This window comes from Desulfuromonas versatilis (assembly GCF_019704135.1).
Lineage (GTDB): Bacteria > Desulfobacterota > Desulfuromonadia > Desulfuromonadales > NIT-T3 > Desulfuromonas_A > Desulfuromonas_A versatilis.
Map to the genome: position 1 here is coordinate 655306 of NZ_AP024355.1, position 22255 is coordinate 677560.

Below are 22255 nucleotides of genomic sequence, written 5' to 3' on the forward strand. Positions count from 1 at the left end.
TTTTTTTGCGCAACAGCAAAGGGCGGCCGTGATGGGCCGCCCTTTGTCGTTGCGATAGGGAAATGGCTGTTATTTCTTCAGCACCCGCGCCGCTTCCTTGGCGTGGTAGGTGATGATCAGATCCGCGCCGGCGCGCTTCATGCCGAGCAGGGTCTCCATCATCACCCGCTCGCCGTCGATCCACCCCTTGGCGGCGGCGGCCTTGATCATCGAGTATTCGCCCGAGACGTTGTAGGCCACCAGCGGCAGGTTGAAGCGCTCCTTGAGGTCACGGAGGATGTCGAGGTAGGCCAGGGCCGGTTTGACCATCAGGAAATCGGCGCACTCCTGCACGTCGAGTTCAGCCTCACGCAGGGCCTCGACGCGGTTGGCCGGGTCCATCTGGTAGGAGCGGCGGTCGCCGAACTGGGGGGTCGACTCGGCGGCGTCGCGAAAGGGCCCGTAGTAGGCGCTGGCGTACTTGACCGCGTAGCTCATCACCGGCAGGTTCTTGAAGCCGTTGGCGTCGAGGATCTCGCGAATCGCCGCGACCCGGCCGTCCATCATGTCCGAGGGGGCGACGATGTCGGCCCCGGCGCGGGCGTGGGAGAGGGCCTCGGCGGCGAGCAGCTTGAGGGTCTCGTCGTTGTCGACGTCCCCGTCCTTGATCACCCCGCAGTGGCCGTGGTCGGTGTACTCGCACATGCAGACGTCGGTGATGACGGTCAACTCGGGGACCTCGGCCTTGATGGCGCGGATGGTCTCCTGGATGATGCCGGTTTCGCTGTAGGCGTCCTGGCCCATGGCGTCCTTGCACTCGGGGATGCCGAAGAGGATCACCGCCGGGATGCCCAGCTCATAAACTTCCCTGGCCTCGGCGACGATGTTCTCGATCGACTGCTGATAGATGCCGGGCATGGAGGGGATCTCTTTTTTGATCCCCTTGCCGAAGGCGCTGAACATGGGGTAGATCAGGTCGTCGACCCGCAGGTGGGTTTCGCGGACCATGCGGCGGATATTCTCGTTGCGCCGCAGCCGGCGCGCCCGGTATTCGGGAAAATACATGGCTGACCTCCTTTAAAGGGGTGCTTATTCTGGCTTCTGGATTCTGACTTCTGGATTCCTGGAAAAATATTCCACCATGGCTTCGACCATCCCCTCCAGGGTCGAGGCGGCGGCCTCGGCCGCCACAGTAAGCCCCAGCCGCCGTGCGGTGGCGGTGGTCAGCGGGCCGATGGAGATTACCGGTACCTTCTCCAGCCGCTGCGGAGCATCATCGCCGAGCATGGCGACGAAATTCTCCACCGTCGATGAGGAGGTGAAGGTGACCGCGTCGATCCCCTCTTCGAGGGCGGCGAGGACCTGGCCCTTGCCCTGAGTCGGGGCCAGGGTGCGATAGACCACGGGTGCGGCCACGCTGGCCCCGGCGGCGCTCAGCTCACGGGGAATCAGCTCGCGGGCGATCTCCGCCCGCGGGTAGAGCACCCGCTTGCCGGCGACCCCGCGCTCGAGCAGCAGGGCGACCACCCCCTCCGCCCGGTAGTCCGCGGGGACCAGGTCGGGGCGCAGGCCGCGGGTCTCGATGGCCGCGGCGGTCTTCGGTCCCACCGCGACGACGGTGACCCCGTGCAGGGCGCGTACGTCACGTCCGCAGGCGCGCAGCCTTTCGAAAAAGGCGTCGACGGCGTTGGCCGAGGTCAGGATCAGGATGTCGGTCTGCTCCAGGCCGTCGATTTCGCGGTCCAACTCCTCCCAGGAGGGGGGCGGGACGATGTCGATGACCGGGCAGGAGATCGCTTCGGCCCCCTGGGCCTCGAGCAGGCGGCCGAAGCTGCCGGCCTGCTCGGCGGTGCGGGTCACCAGCACCCGTTTGCCGAACAGGGGGCGGTCGTCGAACCAGCGCAACTGCTCGCGCAGGCGCACCACCTCGCCGACCACGATCACCGCCGGGGGCTTGAAGGCGGCCTGGCGGACCTTTTCGACGACGTCGGCCAAGGTGGCCACCAGGGTGCGCTGGCGGGGGGTGGTGGCCCAGCGGATCACCGCCACCGGGGTGTCGGCGGGGCGGCCGTGGGCCATGAGCTGTTCGGCGATCAGCGGCAGGTTGGCCATCCCCATGTAGAAGGCCAGGGTTCCGACCCCGGTGGCGAGCTTCTGCCAGTCGAGGCTCGACATCTTCTTCTCCGGGTTTTCATGGCCGGTGACCAGGGCCAGGCTGGTGGTGAAGTCCCGGTGGGTCAGGGGGATGCCGGCATAGGCCGCCGCGGCGAACCCGGCGGTCACTCCGGGGATGACCTCGAAGCGGACCCCTTCGTGGTGCAGGTGCAGCGCCTCCTCGCCGCCGCGGCCGAAGACGTAAGGATCGCCCCCCTTGAGGCGGGCCACTACCTTGCCCTGCTTGGCCTTTTCGGCGAGCAGGCGGTTGATGCTCTCCTGCGGGGTGTGGTGGCAGCCGCGGGTCTTGCCGACGTAGATGCGTTCGGCGCAGGCGGGGGCCTCGTCGAGAAACGCCGGGTTGGCCAGGTAGTCGTAGATCACCACCTCGGCCCGGCGCAGGCACTCCTGCCCCTTGACGGTGATCAGCCCGGGGTCGCCGGGGCCGGCCCCGATCAGATAGACGATTCCCTGTTTCAAATTCCCCTGCATCCTCAGAAAGGAAAGGGCGGGTTCGAAACCCGCCCCCTCGCCTTACGTATTACGCCATACGCTTCACGCCTCACGCCTCACGGTGGGTCAGACGTCTTCGCGGTTCACGTTGAAGGTTTCGTGCTGGTAGACCTCGTTGAGGATCTTGCCGGCCCCCTTGATCAGCAGGTCGTCGGCCAGCGAGGTGCCGGTCTTCTCGGCCTCGTCCACCTGGCAGCTGACGGTCTTCTTCAGCAGCTGACGACCCTCCACGTCGGAGACGAAGCCGGTGAGGGTCAGCTGATCGCCCTTCACGGTGCCGAAGGCGCCGATGGGGACCTGGCAGCCCCCCTCGAGCCGGCGCAAAAAGGCGCGTTCGGCCTTGACCGCCCAGGCGGTCTCGGGGTGGTTGAAAAAGTCGATCAGGGCGTTGGTCTCCGCGTCGTCGATGCGGCTCTCCAGGCCCAGGGCTCCCTGGCCGATGGCGGGGGTGGAGATCTCCTCCGGCAGGTACTCGCTGATCTGCTTGGTGAAGCCGAGCCGGTGCATGCCGGCGGCGGCCAGCACCACCCCGTGCAGGTTGTCCTCGGTGAGCTTGCGGATGCGGGTTTCGACGTTGCCGCGGATGTCGATCATCTGGAAGTCGGGACGCAGGTGCAGCAGCTGGGCCTTGCGGCGCAGCGACGAGGTGCCGATGCGCGCCCCCTGGGGCAGGTCGCGAAAGCTCTTGAAGCCCGGCTGCAGGATGACGATGTCCCGCGGGTCTTCGCGCTCGGTGATGCAACGCAGGGCCAGCCCCTCGGGGAAGATGGTGGGGACGTCTTTCATGGAGTGGACGGCGATGTCGACCTCGCCGCGCAGCATCGCCTCCTCGATCTCCTTGACGAACAGGCCCTTGCCGCCGACCATGGCCAGGGGCACGTCGAGGATCTTGTCCCCCTGGGTCTTGATCTTGGTCAGGGTGACCTCGAGGCCGGGATGGCGCTTTTCCAGTTCGGACTTGACCCAGTTGGCCTGCCAGAGGGCAAGCTGGCTTGCCCGGGTTCCGATGCGAAGGGTTTTCATTGCCATGATATTGATTCAGCTCCTTTGGTTTATTCCGCGGCCTGCTCGTCCAGCGGCTCGAGCTCCTCGACCGGCGCGTTGAGGCCGAACAGCACCCGCACGGCGTCGACGTAGCCGTCGCCGGTGCCGTTGTTCTGGCTTTGCTTGAGCACGGTGGTCGGCTCGTGCAGCACCTTGTTGATGATGGCCCCGGTGAGGGCCTCGATGGACTTGCGTTCCTTGGGGCCGAGATCCTTGAGGTTGGCGAAGGTCTTCTCCAACTCGGCGCGGCGGATCTCCTCGAGTTTCTTGCGCAGCGAGACGATGGTCGGTACCACGTCGAGGCTGCCGAGCCACTTGTAGAACTGGCCGATCTCCTGCTCGATGATCGCCTCGGCCTTTCTGGCCTCCTTTTGGCGCTCCTTGAGGTTGGCCTGCACCACCCCCTGCAGGTCGTCCACGTCGTAGAGGTAGACGTTGGGGATGTCGTTGACCTTCGGGTCGATGTCCCGCGGCACGGCGATGTCGATGAAGAACATCGGCTTGTTCTTGCGTCTGCGGATGACCTCCTCGACCTTCTTCGCGCCCAGCACGTAGTTGGGGGCGCCGGTGGAGGTGAGGACGATGTCGGCCTGGTGCAGGGACTCGGCGAATTCCTCGAAATGCACCGCGCGCCCCTTGAACTCCTCGGCCAGTTTCACCGCCCGCTCGTAGGTGCGGTTGGTGACCATCACCGAGGAGACGCCGTTGTTGACGAAATGGCGGGCGGCCAGTTCGCACATCTCCCCTGCACCGATCAGCAGGACGGTCTTGTTGTCGATGGTGCCGAAAATCTTGCGCGCCAGCTCTACCGCGGCGAAGGAGACCGAAACGGCGTTGCTGGCGATGTTGGTTTCGGTGCGCACCCGCTTGGCGACCGAGAAGGCCTTGTGCAGGAAGCGGTTGAGGATCAGGCCGGCGGTCTTGAACTCGGTGGCGTAGCCGTAGGCGGTCTTAATCTGGCCGAGGATCTGCGGTTCGCCGATGACCATGGAGTCCAGGCTCGAGGCGACCCGGAAGACGTGCTTGATGGCCTCCTCTCCCTGCAGGTCGTAGAGGTGCGATTCAAGCTCCTCCGGGGCCAGGTTGTGGAAGCCGGCCATGAAGCCGCGCAGCTGCATGATGGCGGCGGCGGCATCGCGGCTGGTGGCGTAGAGCTCGACCCGGTTGCAGGTGGAGACGATCACCCCCTCGTTGATTGCCGGCAGTGCCAGCATCTCGCGCAGGGGTTTTTCCATGGCGGTCGGGGCGAAAGCGACCCGCTCGCGGATTTCCACCGGAGCGGTCTTGTGGCTGAGCCCCACGACAATGATGTTCATACGACGAATCCGTTCCTACGGGCCCTTATCGACCTTCCATCGCCTTGAAGCTGTGCAGATCCGAGAGCAGCAGGTTGACCCCCAGGAACGTGAACAGCAGGCAGAGAAAGCCGATAATGGCGAAGATTGCCGCCCGGCGGCCGCGCCAGCCGACGGTAAGCCTTCCGTGCAGCAGTGCCGCATAAAGAAACCAGGTGATCAGGGCCCAGGTCTCCTTGGGGTCCCAGCGCCAGTAGCCGCCCCAGGCCGAATTGGCCCAGGCCGCCCCGGAGATGATCCCCATGGTCATCAGCGGAAAGCCGAAGGTGAGGCACTTGTAATTGATGCTGTCCAGGGTTTCCAAGGACGGCAGACGGTAATAAAGCGTCGAAAATTTCTTGCTTTTTAGCATCCGCTCCTGGATCAGGTAGAGGACCCCCGCCACCGCCGCCACGGTAAACACGGCGTTGCCGAGAAAGGCCAGGGTGACGTGCACCGGGAACCACCAGCTGTCAAGGGCGGGGCTGAGCGTCTTGACGGTTTTGGGGGCGGCGCTGCCGACGATCATCAGGGTCAGGGCGAGGGGGCAGCTGAAGGCGCCGAGCACGGTGATGCGGTAGCGCAGATCGAACAGCAGGTAGATGCCGACCAGGGTCCAGGCGAAAAACGAGAGCGATTCGTGCAGGTTGGCGACCGGGGTATAGCCCGCTTCGAGGTAGCGGGTTATCAGGGTGGCGCAGTGCACCGCGAAGCCGCCCGCCAGCACCCAGCGCGCCGCTTTGCCGACCTGGTCGCGGCGGGTGATGATGTCGATGATGTAGAGAACTGTGGCGACGAAATACAGGATCAGGGTGATTTTGAACAGCAGGATGTTGACGCTCATTTCGTCCCTTTCGGCAGTCGGATTCCCAGTTGCGCCAGCGAGCAGTCGGGCCCGCAATGCGCCGCGAGCAGCCGGTCGATGGCGGCCTCGTTGCCGGCGGCGAGCAGGCCGGGCAGGTCATGGGTCAGTAAACTGCGCACAACCTCCTGATTGTATTCGGTCGTTTCCGAGGCTGTCAACCGCTTTTGCCGCAGAGCCCCGGTGATTTCCAGCAGCGTCCCCCATTCCGGGCCCAGGGTGTCGGCCAGCAGGTCCCGCACCGCGGCGGCCAGGGAGGGGCTGTGCCCCGCCGTGGTGACCGCCACCGTCAACTTTCCCCGGCGCAGCAGGGCCGGCAGGGCGAAGTCCCCCCCGCCGGGGGTGTCGGCCCGGTTGACCAGGATGCCGCGCCGCTGCGCCTCGCGGGCGACCGTCTCGTTGGTCTCCCGGTCGTCCGTGGCAGCGAAGACCAGCTGGGCCCCTTCCAGGTCGGTCGCTGCGAAGGGCCTGCGGCAGAGATCGATCCCCGCCGGCAGCTGCTCCATAGAGCGCAATTGCGGGGCGACCAGGCGAACCCGGGCGCCCGCGGCGAGCAGCCCCCGCGCCTTGCGCAGTCCGACCGGTCCGCCGCCCACGACCAGACAGAGGCGGCCTTCCAGGTTCAGGGATACGGGGTAGTCGGGCATAAGTGGTCAGTGCGGCTGACTATCCTTCCTGCTGGTATTCTGCATTCGGCTCTCAAATTCCAAACAGCTCCCCCTCCACCAGTTCACAGAGCAGGTGGCCGAAAAACAGGGCAGCTTCCGTGGCTCGTGCCGGTGAATCGGTGTGCAGGCTGAACAGAAAGTCAGGGGGATCGCCGGTCAGTTCGCCGGGGCCGGGGACCAGTGCCGCGGTGCTGCAGCCGATCTGGCGGGCCGCGCTGAGACCCTCCTCGATCGCCTCGTCACGGCGCGCGTCGCACATGGCCAGGACCAGGTCGCCGGGGGCCGCCACGGCCTTGAGCATGCGGGCGAAAACCTCGCTCTGCTGGCCGTCGCGGGCCAGTGCCGAGGCGAGGGTGAGGTTGCTGCACAACGCCAGCGCCGGCAGCAGCGGCCGGTCGAGCCAGAGGCGATGAACAAACAGGTTGGCGGTGAGTTCGGCGACCGCACCCAGGGGGCCGTTGCCGAAAACCAGCAACCGCCCACCCTGGTGGAAGGCTCCGACCAGCTTTTCGGCATAGCCCGCCAGCTGGCCGGCGGGCTCCAGGAAGCTTTTCTCCAGGGCGGCGGTGTGGGCCTGGATGGCCCTGGAAACTTTTTCGTGTTTGGTCATGGTCAGCCTCGTATTAAAACATCGACCAAATCATAGGGGCCACTAAGGCTGGCTGTCAAGGTTGGTCCACCGTTCACGGGGAATTAAACCCTTGATTTTTTTCCGGGGTGTTTTATCATTGACCCATTGAAGCAAATGGGATGCCCATTCATCAGTTCCAAAGGAGATTTTACCCATGGCCAGTGACAAAGTCGTGCAGCTTTCCGACGATAATTTTGAACAGGAAGTCCTCAAGTCCGCAGTTCCGGTTTTGGTAGACTTCTGGGCCTCCTGGTGCGCGCCGTGCAAGGCCATCAGTCCCCTGGTGGACGGCTTGGCCGAGGATTACGACGGCAAGGTCAAGGTGGCCAAACTCAACGTCGACGAAAACCCCTCCACCCCCGGGCAGTTCGGCGTGCGCGGGATCCCCACCCTGATCCTGTTCAAGGACGGCAAGGTGGTCGACCAGGTGGTCGGCGCGGTTCCCAAGAACCAGCTTGAAGGGCTGGTCAAGAAAGCTCTGTAACGACTTTCAGCGAAACCGCAGATACTGGCCGGGGGGGTTCGTCGCGACGAACCCCCCCGGCTTTTTTCTGTCAACCGGCGTCCTGCATGGCCTGCCAGGCCTGCCGCAGGCGTTTGAACAGCTCGCGGAAGGCCCGCCGGTCGCCGTTGGCGTGCACCGAGCGGGCCAGCCGGGTCACCGCTTCGCGGTCGAGTTCGGGCCAGCTCTCGCAGGCCTCGCGCAGGGCCGCGGGAAATTGCTCGGCCTCACAGAGCCGGTCGCGCAGTTGCTCCAGGTGGTGAAACACCTTCTGTTCATCAAGGTGGGCCTGGTCGACGCCGTCGATGAAATCCTGCAGCTGCTGGGCCTCATCTTCGCGCCGACGCAGTACCCCCGCCAGGTGTTTGACCTGGCGCTTGCGCGAGCCGTGGCCGCCGGTTGCCCGGGCCTGGCCGATCTCGGTTCGCAACTCGCCCGCGGCTGGCAGGCGGTTCCACTCGGCCTCGGGCAGGTCGACCAGTTTCCAGGCCAGTTCCTCCACCGCCTTGGCGGCGCGTTTTTTGGCCGAGCGGCTCGGCCCCTGGTATTCCTCTCGGTCTGACATCAAAATCCCTTCCGGCTGTCGAGAAGTATGGTCACCGGTCCCTCGTTGACCAGGTGGACGTCCATGGACGCCTGAAACTGCCCGGTGGCGACGCTTAGTCCGCGCCCGCGCAGGATCTCCACGAATTTAACATAATGTTCGTCGGCGAGGGCCGGGACGGCGGCCCGCGAGAAGCCGGGGCGGCGCCCCTTGCGGCAGTCGGCGAGCAGGGTGAACTGGGAGACCACCAGCAGCTCTCCGCCGATCTCTTCCACCGAGAGATTCATTTTTCCCGCCTGGTCCTCGAAGATGCGCAGCTGGGCGGTTTTCTCCGCCAGGTAGCGGATGTCCGCTTCGCCGTCGCCCTCCTCGACCCCCAGCAGCACCAGCAGCCCGCGGCCGATTTCGCCCACCACTTTTCCCGCCACCTCGACCCGCGCCGAGGAGACTCTCTGCAGAACGGCCCTCATTGGCACTCTCCCGCCATTTCGCGCAGCAGCGCCAGGTTCATCAGGTCGAACTCGTCATCGTCCCCCTTGGGGGTTTCCAGGATTTTCGGCACGCCGCTGAACCTCTGGTCTCTCATCAGTGCCTCGAAGCAGGCCCGGCCGAGGGCGCCCCGGCCGATATGTTCGTGGCGATCGACCCGGCTGCCGAGCCCCTTTTTGCTGTCGTTGAGGTGAAAGGCCTCGATCCGCTCCAGGCCGACCAGTCGGTCGAACTCGGCCATTACGGCCTCGTAGCCTTCGGCGCTGGAGAGATCGTGGCCGGCGGCGAAGGCGTGACAGGTGTCGAAGCAGACCCCGAAACGCCCTTGGGGGACCCCTTCGAACACTGCGGCCAGATGTTCCAGGGGGGCTCCCAGGCAGCTGCCCTGGCCGGCGGTGTTCTCGAGCAGCACCCGGACCTCGGCGGGGGCCTCGGCGAAGATCAGCCGGAAGGCCGCGCAGAGCCGCGCCAGGCCGGCCTGCTCACCGCTGCCCAGGTGGGCGCCGGGGTGCATGACCAGGGCCGGGACGCCGAGCAGGGCGCAGCGCCGCATCTCGTCGAGAAAGGCCTCGATCGACCTGCGCCATTTGTCCTCCTCGGGGGAGGCCAGGTTGATCAGGTAGGTGTCGTGGGCGATGACCGGCCCGATGGAGCTGGCCTGCCAGGCTTGGGCGAAGGCCCGGGCCGACTCGGCGCAGATGGGCTTGCCCCGCCACTGGTTGGCGTTCTTGGTGAAGATCTGCATGGCGGTGCAGCCGACCTTCTCGCCGCGCGCGAAGGCCGTCTCCACCCCGCCTGCAATGGACATGTGGGCGCCGAGCAGAAGCATGGGTCAGAAAACTCGTTCTCGTCGATCCGGACTTCAAGTCCGAGGAACAACACGGGGGCAGGGTCAAGGCGCGGTCAGCCGGCCCCGGCCACCCCGCGCTGGAGCTCCAATGGCCCGGTCGGATCAGCACAGGGGTTGTGGGTCATTTCCGCCCGAACCAGCGGGTTTTGGGGGCGAAGACCTCGACCCGGTTGCGGCCGCGCCGCTTGGCCTGGAGCAGGGCCTCGTCGGCGTAGCCGATGAACTCGTTCTTCTTGAAGGAATCCCCCGGCGGCAGCATGGTCGCAACCCCCAGGCTCATGGTCACCCGGTAGTTGCCGCCGTCGCCGGTGAAGCGATGTTCTTCCACCGCCTGGCGAACTCTCTCGGCCACCTTCAGGGCCCCCTCGGCGCTGGTCTCGGGGAGCACGAAGACGAACTCCTCGCCGCCGTAGCGGGCCATGATGTCGTGTTCGCGCAGGCTCTGCCGGGCCACCGCGCAGACCTCCTTGAGGATGAAGTCCCCGACCTGGTGCCCGTAGCTGTCATTGAACGCCTTGAAATGGTCGATGTCGACAAGCACCAGGCTGACGGGGCGTTCGTGGCGCATGGCCCGAGTCAGCTCCTTGCCGAGAAAGTCCTGGAAAAACCGGTGATTATAAACCTCGGTGAGCCCGTCGATGTGCACCAGGCGTTCGAGGATGCGATTTTTCTCCTCCAACTCCCTGGTCAGGGTCTCGAGGCGGACCTTGTGCTGGACCAGTTCGCGGTTCATCTGCTCGTAGGACAGGTTCAGGACGCTGAGCTCGGCGTTGGCCTGCTGCAGGATCTCCGCCACCGACCGGGTCTTTGCGATTTTCAGCCCGAAGTAGTCCGCAGCCTCGTTGACCTCCAGGTGCACCGATTCGAAGATCGCGTCGATGTCCGCGTCGCTGAGCCGCAGTACCGCCTTGGCCCTGGCGCGAAAGGCCTTGATCAGGGCGTCGGGCTGGGGCGAATAGAGGATGTCGGCCAGCACCCCGGAAAGATGGACCACGAAGGTGGTGAATTTGGCCCTGGCATCAGCGGTGCTGTCCTCGCGGGGGGAGTGGTGGTGGCGAATCGGCCGCCAGAGGACCTCCGGGAAACGCCATGTCTTGAATACCTCGCTGCCGATGAAGGCATGGTCGGCGCCGGTGACCTCCCGCTCCGCCTCGAGCAGGGAGCCGTCCTGCCCGGAGTGTCGGGCGAGGGTCTCGAGATAGGGGCCGGGGAAGGCTCGGGCCAGAAACAGTTCCCCGGCATTCTGCAGCAGTCCGGCGATGAAGATTTCCTCCGATTCGATCCCCTTCTGCTTCAGTCTCGAGACGATCAGCCGGGCCGACACGGCGGCGGCCAGGGATTTGGTCCAGAATTCCCGGTAGTCGAAGGAGTCTTCGGAGGAAGAGGGTTCGATGCCCAGAAAGGAAAAGGAAAAGACCAGGTTGCGGATGGCGTTGATGCCGAGGATCGAGACCGCCTGGTGGATGGTGCTGATCTTCTGCGGAAAACTGTAGAAGGCCGAATTGACGACCTTGAGCACCTTGGCCGAGAGGGAGATGTCCTTGGCCACCAGCCCGGCGATGTCGGCAATGGTGGTCTCCTCCCGGGCGGAAATCTCCACCAGCTTGGAGGCCACCGGGGCCAGGGTGGGGAGGGTGCCCGAGGCCAGCACCTCGCTGAGAACCTGCTCTTTGTTCATCGATCGGCAATCCTGGTCGGGGCGGGGTCGCTCAGCAGGCCATCCATTCGGAAACCACCTGCGGGACCTGGGCGGCGGAGTCGATGCGGGCGTCGACGTAGGCGGGGCATTCGCCGCCACCCACCAGGATGGTGCGCATACCCAGTTGCTTGGCGGTGCGCAGGTTCTCCGGGCTGTCTTCCACCATGACGCAGCACTCGGGGGCCAGCGCCAGGCTCCTCAGCACCTGCCGGTAGGGCTCGGTGAAGGGCTTGGGGCGGTAATCGGCGACCCGGATGTCGAAGATCTGTTCGAACTGCCCGTTCAGGTCGAGGGCGTCGAGCACCCGCAGGGCGTGCCCCCGGGAGCCGTTGGTGAAGACCACCTTGCGCTGGGGGATCTCCCCCAGGGCCTGGCGCAGCTGCGGGTCGGGCCGCAGGCGTCCGGCCACGTCGACGTCGTGGACATATTCCAGGTAATCCTCCGGATCGACCCCGTAATGGCGGATCAGCCCCTGCAGGGTCACCCCGTACTCGGCCCAGTAGCGGCGCCGCAGGCCGTCCACCTCCCCCAGGGGAATGCCGACCACCTCGTGCATGTAGCGGTTGATGCGCACGTCGATCAGGGAGAACAGCTGGCGTTCGGGGGAGTAGAGGGTGTTGTCCAGATCGAAGATTACTGCTTCCATGAAGGGCTCGCTCATTGGGGGTGGTACTCCCCTTCGAAAACCTGCACCGCCGGCCCGGTCATGAACACATGGCCGTCCTCCGCCCATTCCATTTCCAGAATGCCGCCACGCAGGTGGTTGACCAGTTTGCGCCCGGTCTGACCGGTCAGCACCCCGGCGACCGCCACCGCGGAGGCCCCGGTGCCGCAGGCCAGGGTTTCCCCGGCGCCGCGCTCCCAGGTACGCTGCCTGACCTCCCCGGGGGAGACGATTTCGACGAATTCGACGTTGGTGCGGTTGGGAAACAGCGGATGATGTTCGATTTCCGGGCCATACTTGGCCAGCGGAAATTCGTCGACGTTGTCCACGAAGATGACGCAGTGGGGGTTGCCCATGGAGGCGCAGGTGATGTGGAAGGTGCGATCGAGGACCTTCAGCTCGGCGGCGATCACCTGCTCGTCCGGTGCTCCGGTCATGGGAATCTCGCCGCGGGTCAGCCGCGGCTTGCCCATGTTGACCCGCACCCGCTCCACCTTGTCGGCGGCATTGGTGAACAGCTGCAGGGGCAGCACTCCGGCGCCGGTCTCGACGCTGATCTGCCGCCCCCTTACCAGGCCGTGGTCGTAGGCGTATTTGGCAACGCAGCGCACCCCGTTGCCGCACATCTCCGCCTCGCTGCCGTCGGCGTTGAACATGCGCATGCGCACGTCGGCCGTGCGGGAGGGGAGGATCAGGATCAGCCCGTCCGAGCCGACCCCGAAGTTGCGGTTGCTCAGCTCGACTGCCAGTCGCGAGGGCTCGGCCACGGTCTGCTCGAAGGCATTGATATAGACGTAGTCATTGCCGGCGCCATGCATCTTGGTAAATTTCATGCCAATCGAGCCTCCATCGGGCATGCCAGGGTCAGCGGGTCGTGATCTGCCAGTATAAGCCAGAAACCGGCGCGTCCACAAGCCGCAATGCGCGGCCCGCATCCCGATATCGCTGATGGAATATGCCCAGGCGGTTGACCGCCGCGCGCCCGCTCAAGTAAGATGGCCGCAAACCACAACGGGAGACTTTGCACAATGGCCTTCAATCTGAAAACCAAGCTCTGGCAGACCGGCGCCCTCGACTGGTGGGCGATGATCGACAACGAAGACGTTTACCTGGGCAGCCGGGAATTCCCCATGCCGCCCGAGGAAGGCGATCAATGGGTGGTGCAGGCCACCGGGGACGTTTTCAAGGTGATTGACGGCGAGATCCGCAAGGTGGGCAACCAGGAGCCGCCCCGGCGCGAGTGGTGAAATGGCGGATCTGTTGGTTGTTCAGATAGCTGCCGGGCAGGCGAAGAATTTCTCCTACCTGGTGTTCTGTCCCCAGGCCCGCAAGGGAATCGCCGTGGACCCCTCCTACGCCCCGGAACTGCTGCTGGCCGCCGCCCGGGAGCGGCAGGTGCAGATCGACGTGCTGGTCAACACCCACGGCCATGGCGACCATGTCGCCGGCAACCCGGTGATCATCCAGGAGACCGGAGCCCGCCTGGCGGCCCACCCCGCCGATCTGCCGGGCGCCGACATCCCGCTGGGGGAGGGCGACGCCCTGAGCGTCGGGCTGGGCAGGATCGAGGTGCTGCACACCCCCGGGCATACGCCCGGTTCCATCACCCTGCATCCCCCGGGTGCCCTGCTCACCGGCGATACCCTTTTCGTCACCCGCTGCGGCCGGGCCGACCTGGCGGGAAGCGACCCCGCGGCCCTTTATCACAGCCTGCGTCGGTTGGCCGCCTTTCCCCTGGAAACCCGGGTTTTCCCCGGCCACGATTATGGTCCCCAGCCGGTGTCTACCATCGGCTTCGAACTGCAGAACAACCCCTACCTGCGCTGTGCCGACCTGGCCGAATTCATCCGCCTGCGCATGGGCTGACCCGGGTATCCTAGGTTGATAGGTTGCGGGGGGGCCGCATCGGTTCCAACGTCCCGGGCCCCATGGGCCTACCTTCGGGTGCGGATCACCCGGGTGGCGGCAATGCGGTCGTGCCACCCCTGGTGCAGGGGGTGCCGGCCGGCGGCCGCGAACCCGACCCCCCCGGTCAGCAGGCAGAGCAGGCCGCCCGAGCTGTGCAGAAACGCCTGGGAGAAGGAGAGGGGCGAGCCGTCCACGGCTTCGAGCCGCAGCCGCAGGAACATCTTCCCGGGGGTCTGGCCGGCCAGGAAATGGAACAGGGTGAAATACCCGAAGCAGAGGGCGAACAACACCAGGAAATAAGGTCCGGCCAGATCCAGCAGAGTGCCCGCGGTAGGTAGCGCCCCCGCCTGCGGGTCCCGTCCCAGCGCCAGTTCCCCGGCCATCAGAAACAGCACGAATACCAGCGCCAGCACCAGCAGGTCCAGGCCGCCGGCGCCCAGGCGCAGCAACAGCGGAGCCAAAGTGCCCTCGGTGGGGCCTTGCCCGGCCGTGGCCGGTTCCTCCGCCTGGCAAACCGCATCGGCGGCCTCCGGGTCTTCCAAAACCTCCGGAAGCGGGACCGACTCCCCCCCTGGCAGGGAGGAGGGCTCCTCGACGGAATACTCGGCGTGCAGGGTTTCGGGCAGGCCTTCCGCAGCCCAGGGCAGTTCGGCCTCGGCGGCCTGCGGTTCGGGCTCCGCTGAGGCCTCTTCGGCGAAATCGAATCCCCGTGATTCGGGCTCGTCTTCCGGGGTTTCCCCCAGTGAACTGAAAAACACCCCGGCGATGGAAGGGGTGGGCTCGTCCTGGTTGGGTTGAGCGTCCGTCTCGGCCGGCGAATCTGCGGGGGGCCGAGCCGCAGCTTCGGCCCCCCGAAAGTCAAAAGGGGTGTTGGGCTCCTCCCCGGCCCCCGGTTTTTTGCCCGCATCCGGCGCGTCCAGCGTCTCGGCGAAGGAGTTCCAGTCAAGGGCGTCCTCGGCGGACTCCAGCGTCGGCAGCTCTTCGCTGTCGGGGAAGTCGATGTCGGCTTCTGCCGCCAGCGCCGGCAGTTCCTCGTCCTGCGGGGCGAAGGTGAAGTCGTCCAACTCGGCCTCCAGGGCCTCCGACTCATCCCCGGAAAGGGGGGCAGCCGGGGCGCCGGCGACTTCTTCATCCCAGGGCTGGCCGAAGGAGAAGGGTTCCTCTTCCTCCGGGCCGGCCGTTGCGGCAGTTTCCTCATCCAGAGCCGGGACATCCTCGCCCCAGTCGGCGTCAAGGTCCAATGCAGGGACCTCCTCGTCAGCCTCCAGTGAAAAGGCGTCCTCCTGCTCTCCGGTTGCGTCATCGAACGCGGCAGCTTCTTCGCTCAGCTGCCGGGCGGCCGGAGCGGGCGGCTGCGCGTCGCTTTCATCCCCCATGAAATCGAACCCGAAATCGCTCCCCTCCTCGGTGGCGGCATCTTCGCCCTGGAGAAGCGGTTCTGGCTGGGTGCCGGAGTCGGCAAAGGCGTCCGCCTCCGAGACGGCCCCGGCCGCTGCCGGAAAGAGCAGGCTGCGCAGGCCGAATTTTTCCTTGAATTCGCGCAGGTCGTGGCTGCACTTCTTGCAGGCATCGAGGGTGTCAAAACTGTGAAAACCACATTTAGGGCATCTCATCGGGTCTCCTTCCGCAGGCCGGCATGCTCATGTCTTGCCTGGGGCGGCGCCCAGGTCGCCGTAAATGAACTGCAAGATGCTTGCCACGGCAAAGCCGGCGGTTTCACTTCTGAGAATGCGCGGGCCGAGCCCGACGGGCAGGAAGCCGGCGGCGCGGGCGGTTTGTGCTTCGGCAGGGGAGAACCCCCCTTCGGGGCCGACCAGGATGGCGGCGTCCCGTGGGGGTGTCGGCGGCAGGACGGCGGCCAGCGGGCGGCTCTCCTGCTCCCAGAGCATCAGGCGCAGTTCGGCGCGGCAGGCGGCGAGGGCTTCGGAAAGGGGCAGCGGGGGCTCGAGGCGGGGCAACAGGGGGCGGCGGCTCTGGCGGGCTGCTTCGAGAACGATGCGTTCCCAGCGCTGCAGGCGTTTTTCCCCTCGGTCCCCCTGGACCAGGGCGACGCTTCGCTCGGCTTCTACCGGGGTGAAACGCGTGATGCCGAGTTCCGTGCCTTTCTGCAGGACCAGCTCCAGCTTGTCCCCCTTGGGCAGGGCCTGCAGCAGCTGAATGGGAAAAACCTTTTCCCCCTCCCGCCAGCGCTCGAGGACCAGGGCCCGACCGCTTCTGCGTTCCAGTCGCTCGATGCGGCACCGGCACAGCATCCCCTGGCCGTCAAGCAGCAGGACCTCCTCGCCCGGCTTCAGGCGCAGGACGGTGGCCAGGTGGTGGTGCACCTCCCCTTCGAGGGGCACCTCATCCTCCTGCAGCAGCGCCGTGGGGACAAAAAATTGACGCATTCAGCTCTCTTTGCGATACAGAAGGCAGCTCCATTCCTCCCGGTGGCTGACCACCGGGCCCGTCAGCGGGTAGGCGGCGAAGGCCTCCTGGACCAAGGCCTCTTTCTCCTGCAGGATCCCCGAGAGGACCAGCGCGCCGCCCGGGGCCAGGCGCTCGACCAGCTCCGAGGCCAGGCGGATGTTCTCCTCGGCCAGGATGTTCGCCAGGACCAGGTCGAATCCCCGCTCCAGGGACGACAGCGGCGCGCCGGTCACCTCTAGGTGGTCGCCGACCCTGTTGAGGAGGGCGTTCTCGCTGGCCGTCAGGCAGGCCTGCTCCTCGATGTCGCAGGCCAGCACCCGTTCGGCGCCCAGGGCCGCGGCGGCGATGGCCAGAATCCCCGAGCCGGTGCCGACATCGAGGACCCGGCGGGGGGGAGTCGCGGTTTCGAACAGTTCGGCGATGGCCTCCAGGCACAGCCTGGTGGTGCCGTGGGTGCCGGTGCCGAACGCCATACCCGGGTCGAGGTTGACCACCACGTCCCTGGCCTCGGCGGTGAAGGGCTCCCAGGTCGGCTTGACCACCAGGCGGGGGCCGATACGCACCGCGCTGAAATGCTGCTTCCATCCCTCGGCCCAGTCCTCGTTGCGCACCGGGGTGACCTCCGGCAGCGCCGGCACCAGGCCCGGCACCAGGGGGGCCAGCCACTCGAGGCGTTCCCTGACCCGCCGGCACAGCTCGGCCGCGTCGTCCCCGGCTGGGAAGTAGGCCTTGATGTGCAGGTTGCCCGTGGGAATTTCATCGGGGTCTGGGGGGATGAAGGTGTCCAGGGTCCGCTCTTCGACGGTGACGCCCTCGCAGCCGAGTTCGGCCAGCTCGTGGCTGACCAGGTCGATGCCGGCGGCGGGAATTTCGATACGCATTTCCATCCATTGTCTGTTCATGGGACCTGTTTAGCAGAGCGATTGGCCAAAGGCAATAAAAACCTTGACAACCGCGTATGTATGAAGTTTAATTCGGAATGACTTTAATGAGTCTGATACCCTAAATGGTATTTGATTGGCTAGGGGCCCCCGGAAGCTTGGGGTGAAGGGATGGGAAAAATCAGGCGGTCATTTGCCGCCTTGCACATTAAAAGAGACCTGCTACAATCCTGATAGTATTTTCATGAGGATGGGAGATGACTGCAGTTCAGCTGGTGTACCTGCTTTCCGACGCGACCGGTGAGACCGCCGAGAAAATCGTCATGGCGGCCCTCGCCCAGTTCCGGGGCAAAGCGGTGCGCCTCAAGCGGGTAAGCAACGTTCGTTCCAAAAACCAGGTCTACGAGGCTCTCGACGAGGCGCTGGCGAACAGCGGGCTGGTCGTCTACACCATCGTCAATCGCGAGCTGGCGCAGCTGGTTCACGACGAATGCGATGCCTTGGGCTTGCCCAGCATCGACCTGATCACCCCGCTGCTGATGCGGTTGGCCGAATTCGTCGGGCACTCTCCCGGGGAAACGCCGGGCCTGCTGCACGGCATCAACGAAGAGTATTTCCGGCGCATCGAGGCGGTCGAATTCACCGTCCGCCACGACGACGGGCAGGAAACCCGCAACCTGCACAAGGCCGACATCGTTCTGGTCGGGGTTTCGCGGACCAGCAAGACGCCGCTCTCCATGTACCTGGCGCATCGCGGCTGGAAGGTGGCCAACGTGCCCCTGGTCAAGGGGATCGAACCCCCGTCGGAGCTGTTCCAGATCGAAGCGACCCGGGTGGTGGGGCTCACCATAGACCCCCAGCGCCTGCTGGAGATCCGGACCTCGCGCCTGCGCAACCTGGGGCAGGACCCCCGGGCGGCCTACGCCGACCACGAGGAGATCGAAGAAGAGCTGCGCCACGCCCGCCGGCTGTTTCGCCAGAACGCCTGGGTCATGGTTAACGTATCGGACAAGGCGGTCGAGGAGACCGCCAACGAGGTTCTGGTCCGGCTCAATCTGAAATAGCTGCGGTTGGCGGCCGACTTTCCCATGGGCCGCCACCGATTAAATTGGCCGATTTGGCGGGCCTGAGGAAGGGCCCGTGTAGAAATCAATCCCGGTGAAGGGAATACCCAGTTACCGAAGGACATCGAAAAAAAGGAGACAGAACATGCGAATTCTGGTTGTTGAAGACGAGAAAAAAGTCGCCAGCTTTATCAAGCGGGGCCTGGAAGAGGAAAGCTACGAGGTCGATCTCGCCTATGATGGCGAGGAGGGGCTGCAGAAGGCCACGGAGGTCCCCTACGACCTGATCCTCATGGACATCATGCTCCCCAAGATGGACGGGCTGACAGCTATCCGCGAGATCCGCAAGAAGGAGATCGCCACTCCGGTGCTCTGCCTGACCGCCAAGGACACCGTGGACGACATCGTTTCCGGTCTGGATTCGGGCAGTGACGATTACCTGACCAAGCCCTTTGCCTTTGCCGAGTTGCTGGCCCGGGTCCGCTCCCTGGTGCGGCGCGGCAAGCAGGACCGCGGCGCCGAGATCACCTTCGCTGATCTGCGCCTCGATCCGGTAAGCCACAAGGTGTGGCGCGGCAGCAAGGAGATCGATCTTACCGCCAAGGAATATGCGCTGCTGGAATACTTCATGCGCAATCCCAACCAGGTTCTCACCCGGACCATGATCGCCGAACATGTCTGGGACTATACCTTCGACTCTTTCACCAACATCATTGACGTCTATGTCAATTACCTGCGGAAAAAAGTCGACAAGGACTATGAAAAGAAGCTTATCCACACGGTGCGGGGCGTCGGTTACGTGCTGAAGGAGGAATAGCTTGTTCTTCCGCTCCATTCGCTTCCGACTCACCCTCTGGTATGCCCTGACCCTGGCCGTCATCCTGGCGGCCAGCGGATTCTTCTGGCACCTGTACCTGGAGTCCAACCTGCTGGCCCAGGTTGATCAGCGGCTGCTCAAAATTGCCGGGGACGTGGCCTCCTACCAGGCCAAGAGCCAGGAGTTGGGGCGGGGCAACCCCTGTGAGCGGTTGCTGAGTTTTCGCGGCAGCCACCATTGGGGCGAGTACCTGCAATTGCTGGACGTCGAGGGCAATGTCCTTTGCTACAGTGCTAACCTGGATGGGGTCCCTCTCCCCTTCAGCGCCCACTCGGCGAAGGCCGCGCTGCGCGAGGGCCTGTTTTTTCAGACCGTCGAGCAGAAGGATACTCCCCAGATCCGCCTGCTGACCTACCCGCTGCGGGGGGGAGACGCCGCCGAGTTGCTTCGGGTCGGGGAGAATCTCGACTCCAACGAGGCGGTGCTGCGGGGGCTGCGGCTGATTTTTCTCACCTCCACCCCCCTGGCCATCCTGGCCCTGGCCTTCGGCGGCTGGTTTTTGGCCGGTCGCGCCCTGGCCCCGGTGGTGCGCATCACCAGCACCGTGCGCAAGATCTCCGCGGAAAAGCTCTCCCAGCGGCTCCCGGTTCGAGACACCCGGGACGAGATCGCCGAACTCGAGCTCACCTTCAACGAGATGCTCCATCGTCTCGAGGAGTCCTTCAACAAAATCAAGCAGTTTACCGGAGACGCCTCCCACGAGCTGCGCACCCCGCTGGCCATTCTGCGTGGCGAAACCGAAGTCACCCTGCGCTGGGCCAAAGACCCCGAGGAGCTGCGCCGCACCCTCGAGTCGAACATGGAAGAGATCGACCGCATGGAGCGGATCATCGAGGACCTGCTGACCCTGGCCAAAAGCGAAGCCGGGGAATCGCGCCTGGAGATCACCAGTTTCAGCCTCAGCGACCAGCTGCAGGATCTCTATCTGCAGGGGCGCATGCTGGCCGAGCCGAAGGACATCGAGTTCTCCCTGACCCTGCGGGTGGACAAGGAGATCCTTATCGATGCCGATCAGCTCCAGCTGCACCGGGTCTTTCTCAACCTGATCTCCAACGCCATCAAGTACACTCCGCGGGGAGGGAAGGTGGACGTCTCGTTGACGGTCCAGGGGGATCAGGCGGTGGTGGCGGTGGCCGACACGGGGATCGGCATCGGGCAGCAGCACCTGCCGCACATTTTCGACCGCTTCTACCGGGTCGACGAGGCCCGCAACCGCGAGGTCGGCGGCACCGGCCTGGGGCTGGCCATCGTCAAGTGGATCGTGGCGGCCCACGGCGGGCGCATCGAGGTGAGGTCCACCCCCGGCGAGGGGAGCGTGTTCACCGTCTATATCCCCAAGCACGGTCCGCCTTACGAATCCGAGCCGCTCGACGGGCCGGAGCACGGCTGAGCGAACAACCTCGGAAACGGTACAAAACGCCTGGCGTCCTGTGGATTCCAGGCGTTTTTATTGCGTATCCGCACATTGACTTGGGCAGCCCCGGTGATTAAATAGGTGACGTAAATTCCACTTCAAGGAGGTTTTTCATGAAGCTGCGCAACCCTCTTTATTCCCTGCTTTGCCTGTTGCTTGCCCTGGCCCTTCCCGGTGTCGCCACTGCGGTGGACGGGCCCGACTTCGTCACCCTGGCCAAAAACCTGAAACCGGCGGTCGTCAACATCAACACCTCCAAGACCGTGCAGCCGCGCCGGCCGATGCTGCCCGGGCCCCGCTCGCCCCAGGACCAGCTTTTCGAGGACTTCTTCGACCGCTTCTTCGGCGGCCAGCCCGTTCCTCCGCGCAAGGAGCGCTCCCTGGGCTCGGGGTTCATCATTTCCAAGGACGGCTACATCCTGAGCAACAACCACGTGGTCGAAGGGGCCGACGAGGTGAACATCAAGCTGGCCGACGGCCGCAGCTTCAAGGCGACGGTCAAGGGGCTCGACCCCAAGCTGGATATCGCCTTGCTGAAAATCGACACCGACGAGGAGCTGCCCGTCGCCCGGATCGGCGACAGCGAAGGGCTCAAAGTCGGCGAATGGGTCATGGCCATCGGCAACCCCTTCGGCCTGGAGCAGACGGTGACGGTAGGGATTGTCTCCGCCAAGGGGCGGGTCATCGGCGCCGGGCCCTATGACAACTTCATCCAGACCGACGCCTCGATCAACCCGGGCAACTCCGGCGGGCCCCTGTTCAACATCAAGGGCGAGGTGGTCGGCATCAACACGGCGATCGTCGCCGGCGGCCAGGGAATCGGCTTCGCCCTGCCGATCAACGCCGCCAGCGCCATCGTACCGCAGCTCAAGGAGACCGGGCACGTCACCCGCGGGTGGCTGGGGGTTTCCATCCAGCAGGTCAACGAGGAACTGGCCGCCTCCTTCGGCCTGGACAAGGCCCGTGGCGCCCTGGTGGCCGAGGTGGTGAAGGACTCCCCGGCGGAGAAGGCCGGTTTCAAGCGCGGCGACATCATTCTCGGCTTCGACGGCAAGCCGATCGAGGAGATGAGCGACCTGCCGCGGCTGGTGGCGGCCACCGCGGTGGGCAAGAGCGTCAAGCTGGAAGTGTGGCGCGAGGGCAAAACCCGGGAACTGTCGGTCAAGATCGGCAAGCTCGACGAGGACGAGGCGGCCGCGGCCGCGGCGCCGGAAGGGGCCGGGGTGCTGGGGCTTTCGGTGACCGATCTGACCCCGGAGATCGCCCGTTCTCAGGGGCTGGAGGGGACTCGCGGGGCCCTGGTCACCGCGGTCGATCCCCAGGGCCCGGCTGCCGAATCCAACCTGCGCCCCGGCGATGTGGTTCTCGAGGTCAACGGCAGCGAGGTGAAGGATGCCGCCGCCTTCCGCTCCGCGGTGGGCAAGCCCGAGGCGGGCAAGGTGCTGCGGTTGCTGGTGCAGCGGGGTCAGAATCTGTTCTACACCACCCTGAAAGTCAAATAGCTCCCGCCCTTCCGGAGCAGCAGGTCGTGCAGACAAAAGGCCCCGGACCGATGGTCCGGGGCCTTTTTGACGCCTGGACGGGCCAGGGGCTATTGGCGGGGGTCGAGCCGGGCTTCCTTGACCGCCATGTCCACCACCGGCAGAGAGGGGACTTCGGTCAACCCGTAGCGGGCCTTGAGGTCCATGTCCTCGGGGGCGTTGGCCAGCAGTTTTTCGGCGATATTCGTCATTTGGGACCTCCTGGAATGGCAACGCGAAATTGGTCCC

Annotated in this window: 24 protein-coding genes; 7 read left to right on the forward strand and 17 right to left on the reverse strand. The window is 65.2% G+C overall.

Annotated elements, in window-relative coordinates:
• Nucleotides 1–69 precede the first annotated feature (69 nt).
• The 7 genes from hemB to DESUT3_RS02895 all read right to left on the reverse strand — a co-directional run bounded on the left by hemB (nt 70) and on the right by DESUT3_RS02895 (nt 7164).
• Nucleotides 70–1044 (reverse strand): porphobilinogen synthase, encoded by a 975-nt coding sequence (hemB, locus tag DESUT3_RS02865; protein ID WP_221250966.1) that lies wholly within the window; start codon nt 1042–1044, stop codon nt 70–72.
• A 24-nt stretch (nt 1045–1068) separates the two neighbouring features.
• Nucleotides 1069–2625: a uroporphyrinogen-III C-methyltransferase gene (gene cobA / locus DESUT3_RS02870; protein ID WP_221250967.1), complete on the reverse strand. Its 1557-nt coding sequence runs from the start codon at nt 2623–2625 to the stop codon at nt 1069–1071.
• A gap of 87 nt (nt 2626–2712) precedes the next feature.
• Nucleotides 2713–3675 carry a hydroxymethylbilane synthase gene (hemC, locus tag DESUT3_RS02875; RefSeq protein ID WP_221250968.1) on the reverse strand — a complete coding sequence of 321 codons (963 nt, stop codon included), beginning with the start codon at nt 3673–3675 and terminating at the stop codon, nt 2713–2715.
• A 23-nt stretch (nt 3676–3698) separates the two neighbouring features.
• The gene (gene hemA, locus DESUT3_RS02880) at nt 3699–5006 is read right to left on the reverse strand and encodes a glutamyl-tRNA reductase (RefSeq protein ID WP_221250969.1); all 1308 of its coding nucleotides are present in this window, start codon (nt 5004–5006) and stop codon (nt 3699–3701) included.
• Between the two features lie 25 nt (nt 5007–5031).
• Nucleotides 5032–5868: a c-type cytochrome biogenesis protein CcsB gene (ccsB, locus tag DESUT3_RS02885; protein ID WP_221250970.1), complete on the reverse strand. Its 837-nt coding sequence runs from the start codon at nt 5866–5868 to the stop codon at nt 5032–5034.
• Nucleotides 5865–6533 (reverse strand): precorrin-2 dehydrogenase/sirohydrochlorin ferrochelatase family protein, encoded by a 669-nt coding sequence (locus DESUT3_RS02890; RefSeq protein WP_221250971.1) that lies wholly within the window; start codon nt 6531–6533, stop codon nt 5865–5867. The genes ccsB and DESUT3_RS02890 overlap by 4 nt, the downstream gene beginning before the upstream one ends.
• A gap of 52 nt (nt 6534–6585) precedes the next feature.
• Nucleotides 6586–7164, reverse strand: coding sequence for a D-sedoheptulose-7-phosphate isomerase (locus DESUT3_RS02895; RefSeq protein WP_221250972.1), 579 nt, complete (start codon nt 7162–7164; stop codon nt 6586–6588).
• Between the two features lie 175 nt (nt 7165–7339).
• Between DESUT3_RS02895 and trxA the strand changes: the two genes are divergently transcribed.
• Nucleotides 7340–7669: a thioredoxin gene (gene trxA, locus DESUT3_RS02900; protein WP_221250973.1), complete on the forward strand. Its 330-nt coding sequence runs from the start codon at nt 7340–7342 to the stop codon at nt 7667–7669.
• Nucleotides 7670–7739: 70 nt separating this feature from the next.
• Here trxA and yjgA read toward each other — a convergent pair whose 3' ends face one another.
• From yjgA to dapF, 6 genes are all read right to left on the reverse strand, one after another.
• The gene (gene yjgA, locus DESUT3_RS02905; RefSeq protein WP_221250974.1) at nt 7740–8252 is read right to left on the reverse strand and encodes a ribosome biogenesis factor YjgA; all 513 of its coding nucleotides are present in this window, start codon (nt 8250–8252) and stop codon (nt 7740–7742) included.
• A complete protein-coding gene (dtd, locus tag DESUT3_RS02910) occupies nt 8252–8701 on the reverse strand; it encodes a D-aminoacyl-tRNA deacylase (protein ID WP_221250975.1) in 450 nt (149 codons plus the stop codon). Before dtd ends, yjgA begins: the two co-directional genes overlap by 1 nt.
• The gene (locus DESUT3_RS02915; protein WP_221250976.1) at nt 8698–9549 is read right to left on the reverse strand and encodes a deoxyribonuclease IV; all 852 of its coding nucleotides are present in this window, start codon (nt 9547–9549) and stop codon (nt 8698–8700) included. Before DESUT3_RS02915 ends, dtd begins: the two co-directional genes overlap by 4 nt.
• Nucleotides 9550–9691: 142 nt before the next feature.
• Nucleotides 9692–11248: a sensor domain-containing diguanylate cyclase gene (locus DESUT3_RS02920; protein ID WP_221250977.1), complete on the reverse strand. Its 1557-nt coding sequence runs from the start codon at nt 11246–11248 to the stop codon at nt 9692–9694.
• Nucleotides 11249–11279: 31 nt separating this feature from the next.
• Entirely contained in the window at nt 11280–11915 is a 636-nt protein-coding gene (locus DESUT3_RS02925) for a pyrimidine 5'-nucleotidase (RefSeq protein ID WP_221250978.1), read from the reverse strand.
• Nucleotides 11916–11926: 11 nt separating this feature from the next.
• Complete coding sequence (gene dapF / locus DESUT3_RS02930) at nt 11927–12766, reverse strand: diaminopimelate epimerase (protein WP_221250979.1); 840 nt, start codon at nt 12764–12766, stop codon at nt 11927–11929.
• A 195-nt stretch (nt 12767–12961) separates the two neighbouring features.
• Here dapF and DESUT3_RS02935 point away from each other — a divergent pair, with 195 nt between their 5' ends.
• Nucleotides 12962–13180: a hypothetical protein gene (locus DESUT3_RS02935; protein ID WP_221250980.1), complete on the forward strand. Its 219-nt coding sequence runs from the start codon at nt 12962–12964 to the stop codon at nt 13178–13180.
• Nucleotide 13181: 1 nt separating this feature from the next.
• The gene (locus DESUT3_RS02940; protein WP_221250981.1) at nt 13182–13799 is read left to right on the forward strand and encodes a hydroxyacylglutathione hydrolase family protein; all 618 of its coding nucleotides are present in this window, start codon (nt 13182–13184) and stop codon (nt 13797–13799) included.
• Between the two features lie 68 nt (nt 13800–13867).
• Here the strand turns inward: DESUT3_RS02940 and DESUT3_RS02945 are convergent, their stop codons facing one another.
• The 3 genes from DESUT3_RS02945 to prmA are packed head-to-tail and all read right to left on the reverse strand — an operon-like array spanning nt 13868 to nt 17152.
• Nucleotides 13868–15454, reverse strand: a complete 1587-nt coding sequence (locus tag DESUT3_RS02945; RefSeq protein WP_221250982.1) for an RDD family protein — start codon at nt 15452–15454, stop codon at nt 13868–13870.
• 27 nt (nt 15455–15481) lie between these two features.
• Nucleotides 15482–16228: a 16S rRNA (uracil(1498)-N(3))-methyltransferase gene (locus DESUT3_RS02950; protein WP_221250983.1), complete on the reverse strand. Its 747-nt coding sequence runs from the start codon at nt 16226–16228 to the stop codon at nt 15482–15484.
• Complete coding sequence (prmA, locus tag DESUT3_RS02955; protein ID WP_221250984.1) at nt 16229–17152, reverse strand: 50S ribosomal protein L11 methyltransferase; 924 nt, start codon at nt 17150–17152, stop codon at nt 16229–16231.
• 236 nt (nt 17153–17388) lie between these two features.
• On the opposite strand from prmA, the gene DESUT3_RS02960 reads away from it, so the two are divergent.
• The 4 genes from DESUT3_RS02960 (at nt 17389) to DESUT3_RS02975 (ending at nt 21988) form a co-directional block, all read left to right on the forward strand.
• Nucleotides 17389–18195: a pyruvate, water dikinase regulatory protein gene (locus DESUT3_RS02960; protein ID WP_221250985.1), complete on the forward strand. Its 807-nt coding sequence runs from the start codon at nt 17389–17391 to the stop codon at nt 18193–18195.
• A gap of 145 nt (nt 18196–18340) precedes the next feature.
• Entirely contained in the window at nt 18341–19012 is a 672-nt protein-coding gene (locus DESUT3_RS02965; RefSeq protein WP_221250986.1) for a response regulator, read from the forward strand.
• 1 nt (nt 19013) lies between these two features.
• A complete protein-coding gene (locus DESUT3_RS02970) occupies nt 19014–20462 on the forward strand; it encodes a sensor histidine kinase (RefSeq protein ID WP_221250987.1) in 1449 nt (482 codons plus the stop codon).
• A 137-nt stretch (nt 20463–20599) separates the two neighbouring features.
• Nucleotides 20600–21988 (forward strand): DegQ family serine endoprotease, encoded by a 1389-nt coding sequence (locus DESUT3_RS02975; RefSeq protein ID WP_221250988.1) that lies wholly within the window; start codon nt 20600–20602, stop codon nt 21986–21988.
• An 89-nt stretch (nt 21989–22077) separates the two neighbouring features.
• Here DESUT3_RS02975 and DESUT3_RS02980 read toward each other — a convergent pair whose 3' ends face one another.
• Nucleotides 22078–22218, reverse strand: a complete 141-nt coding sequence (locus DESUT3_RS02980) for a hypothetical protein (protein WP_221250989.1) — start codon at nt 22216–22218, stop codon at nt 22078–22080.
• Between the last annotated feature and the right edge of the window lie 37 nt (nt 22219–22255).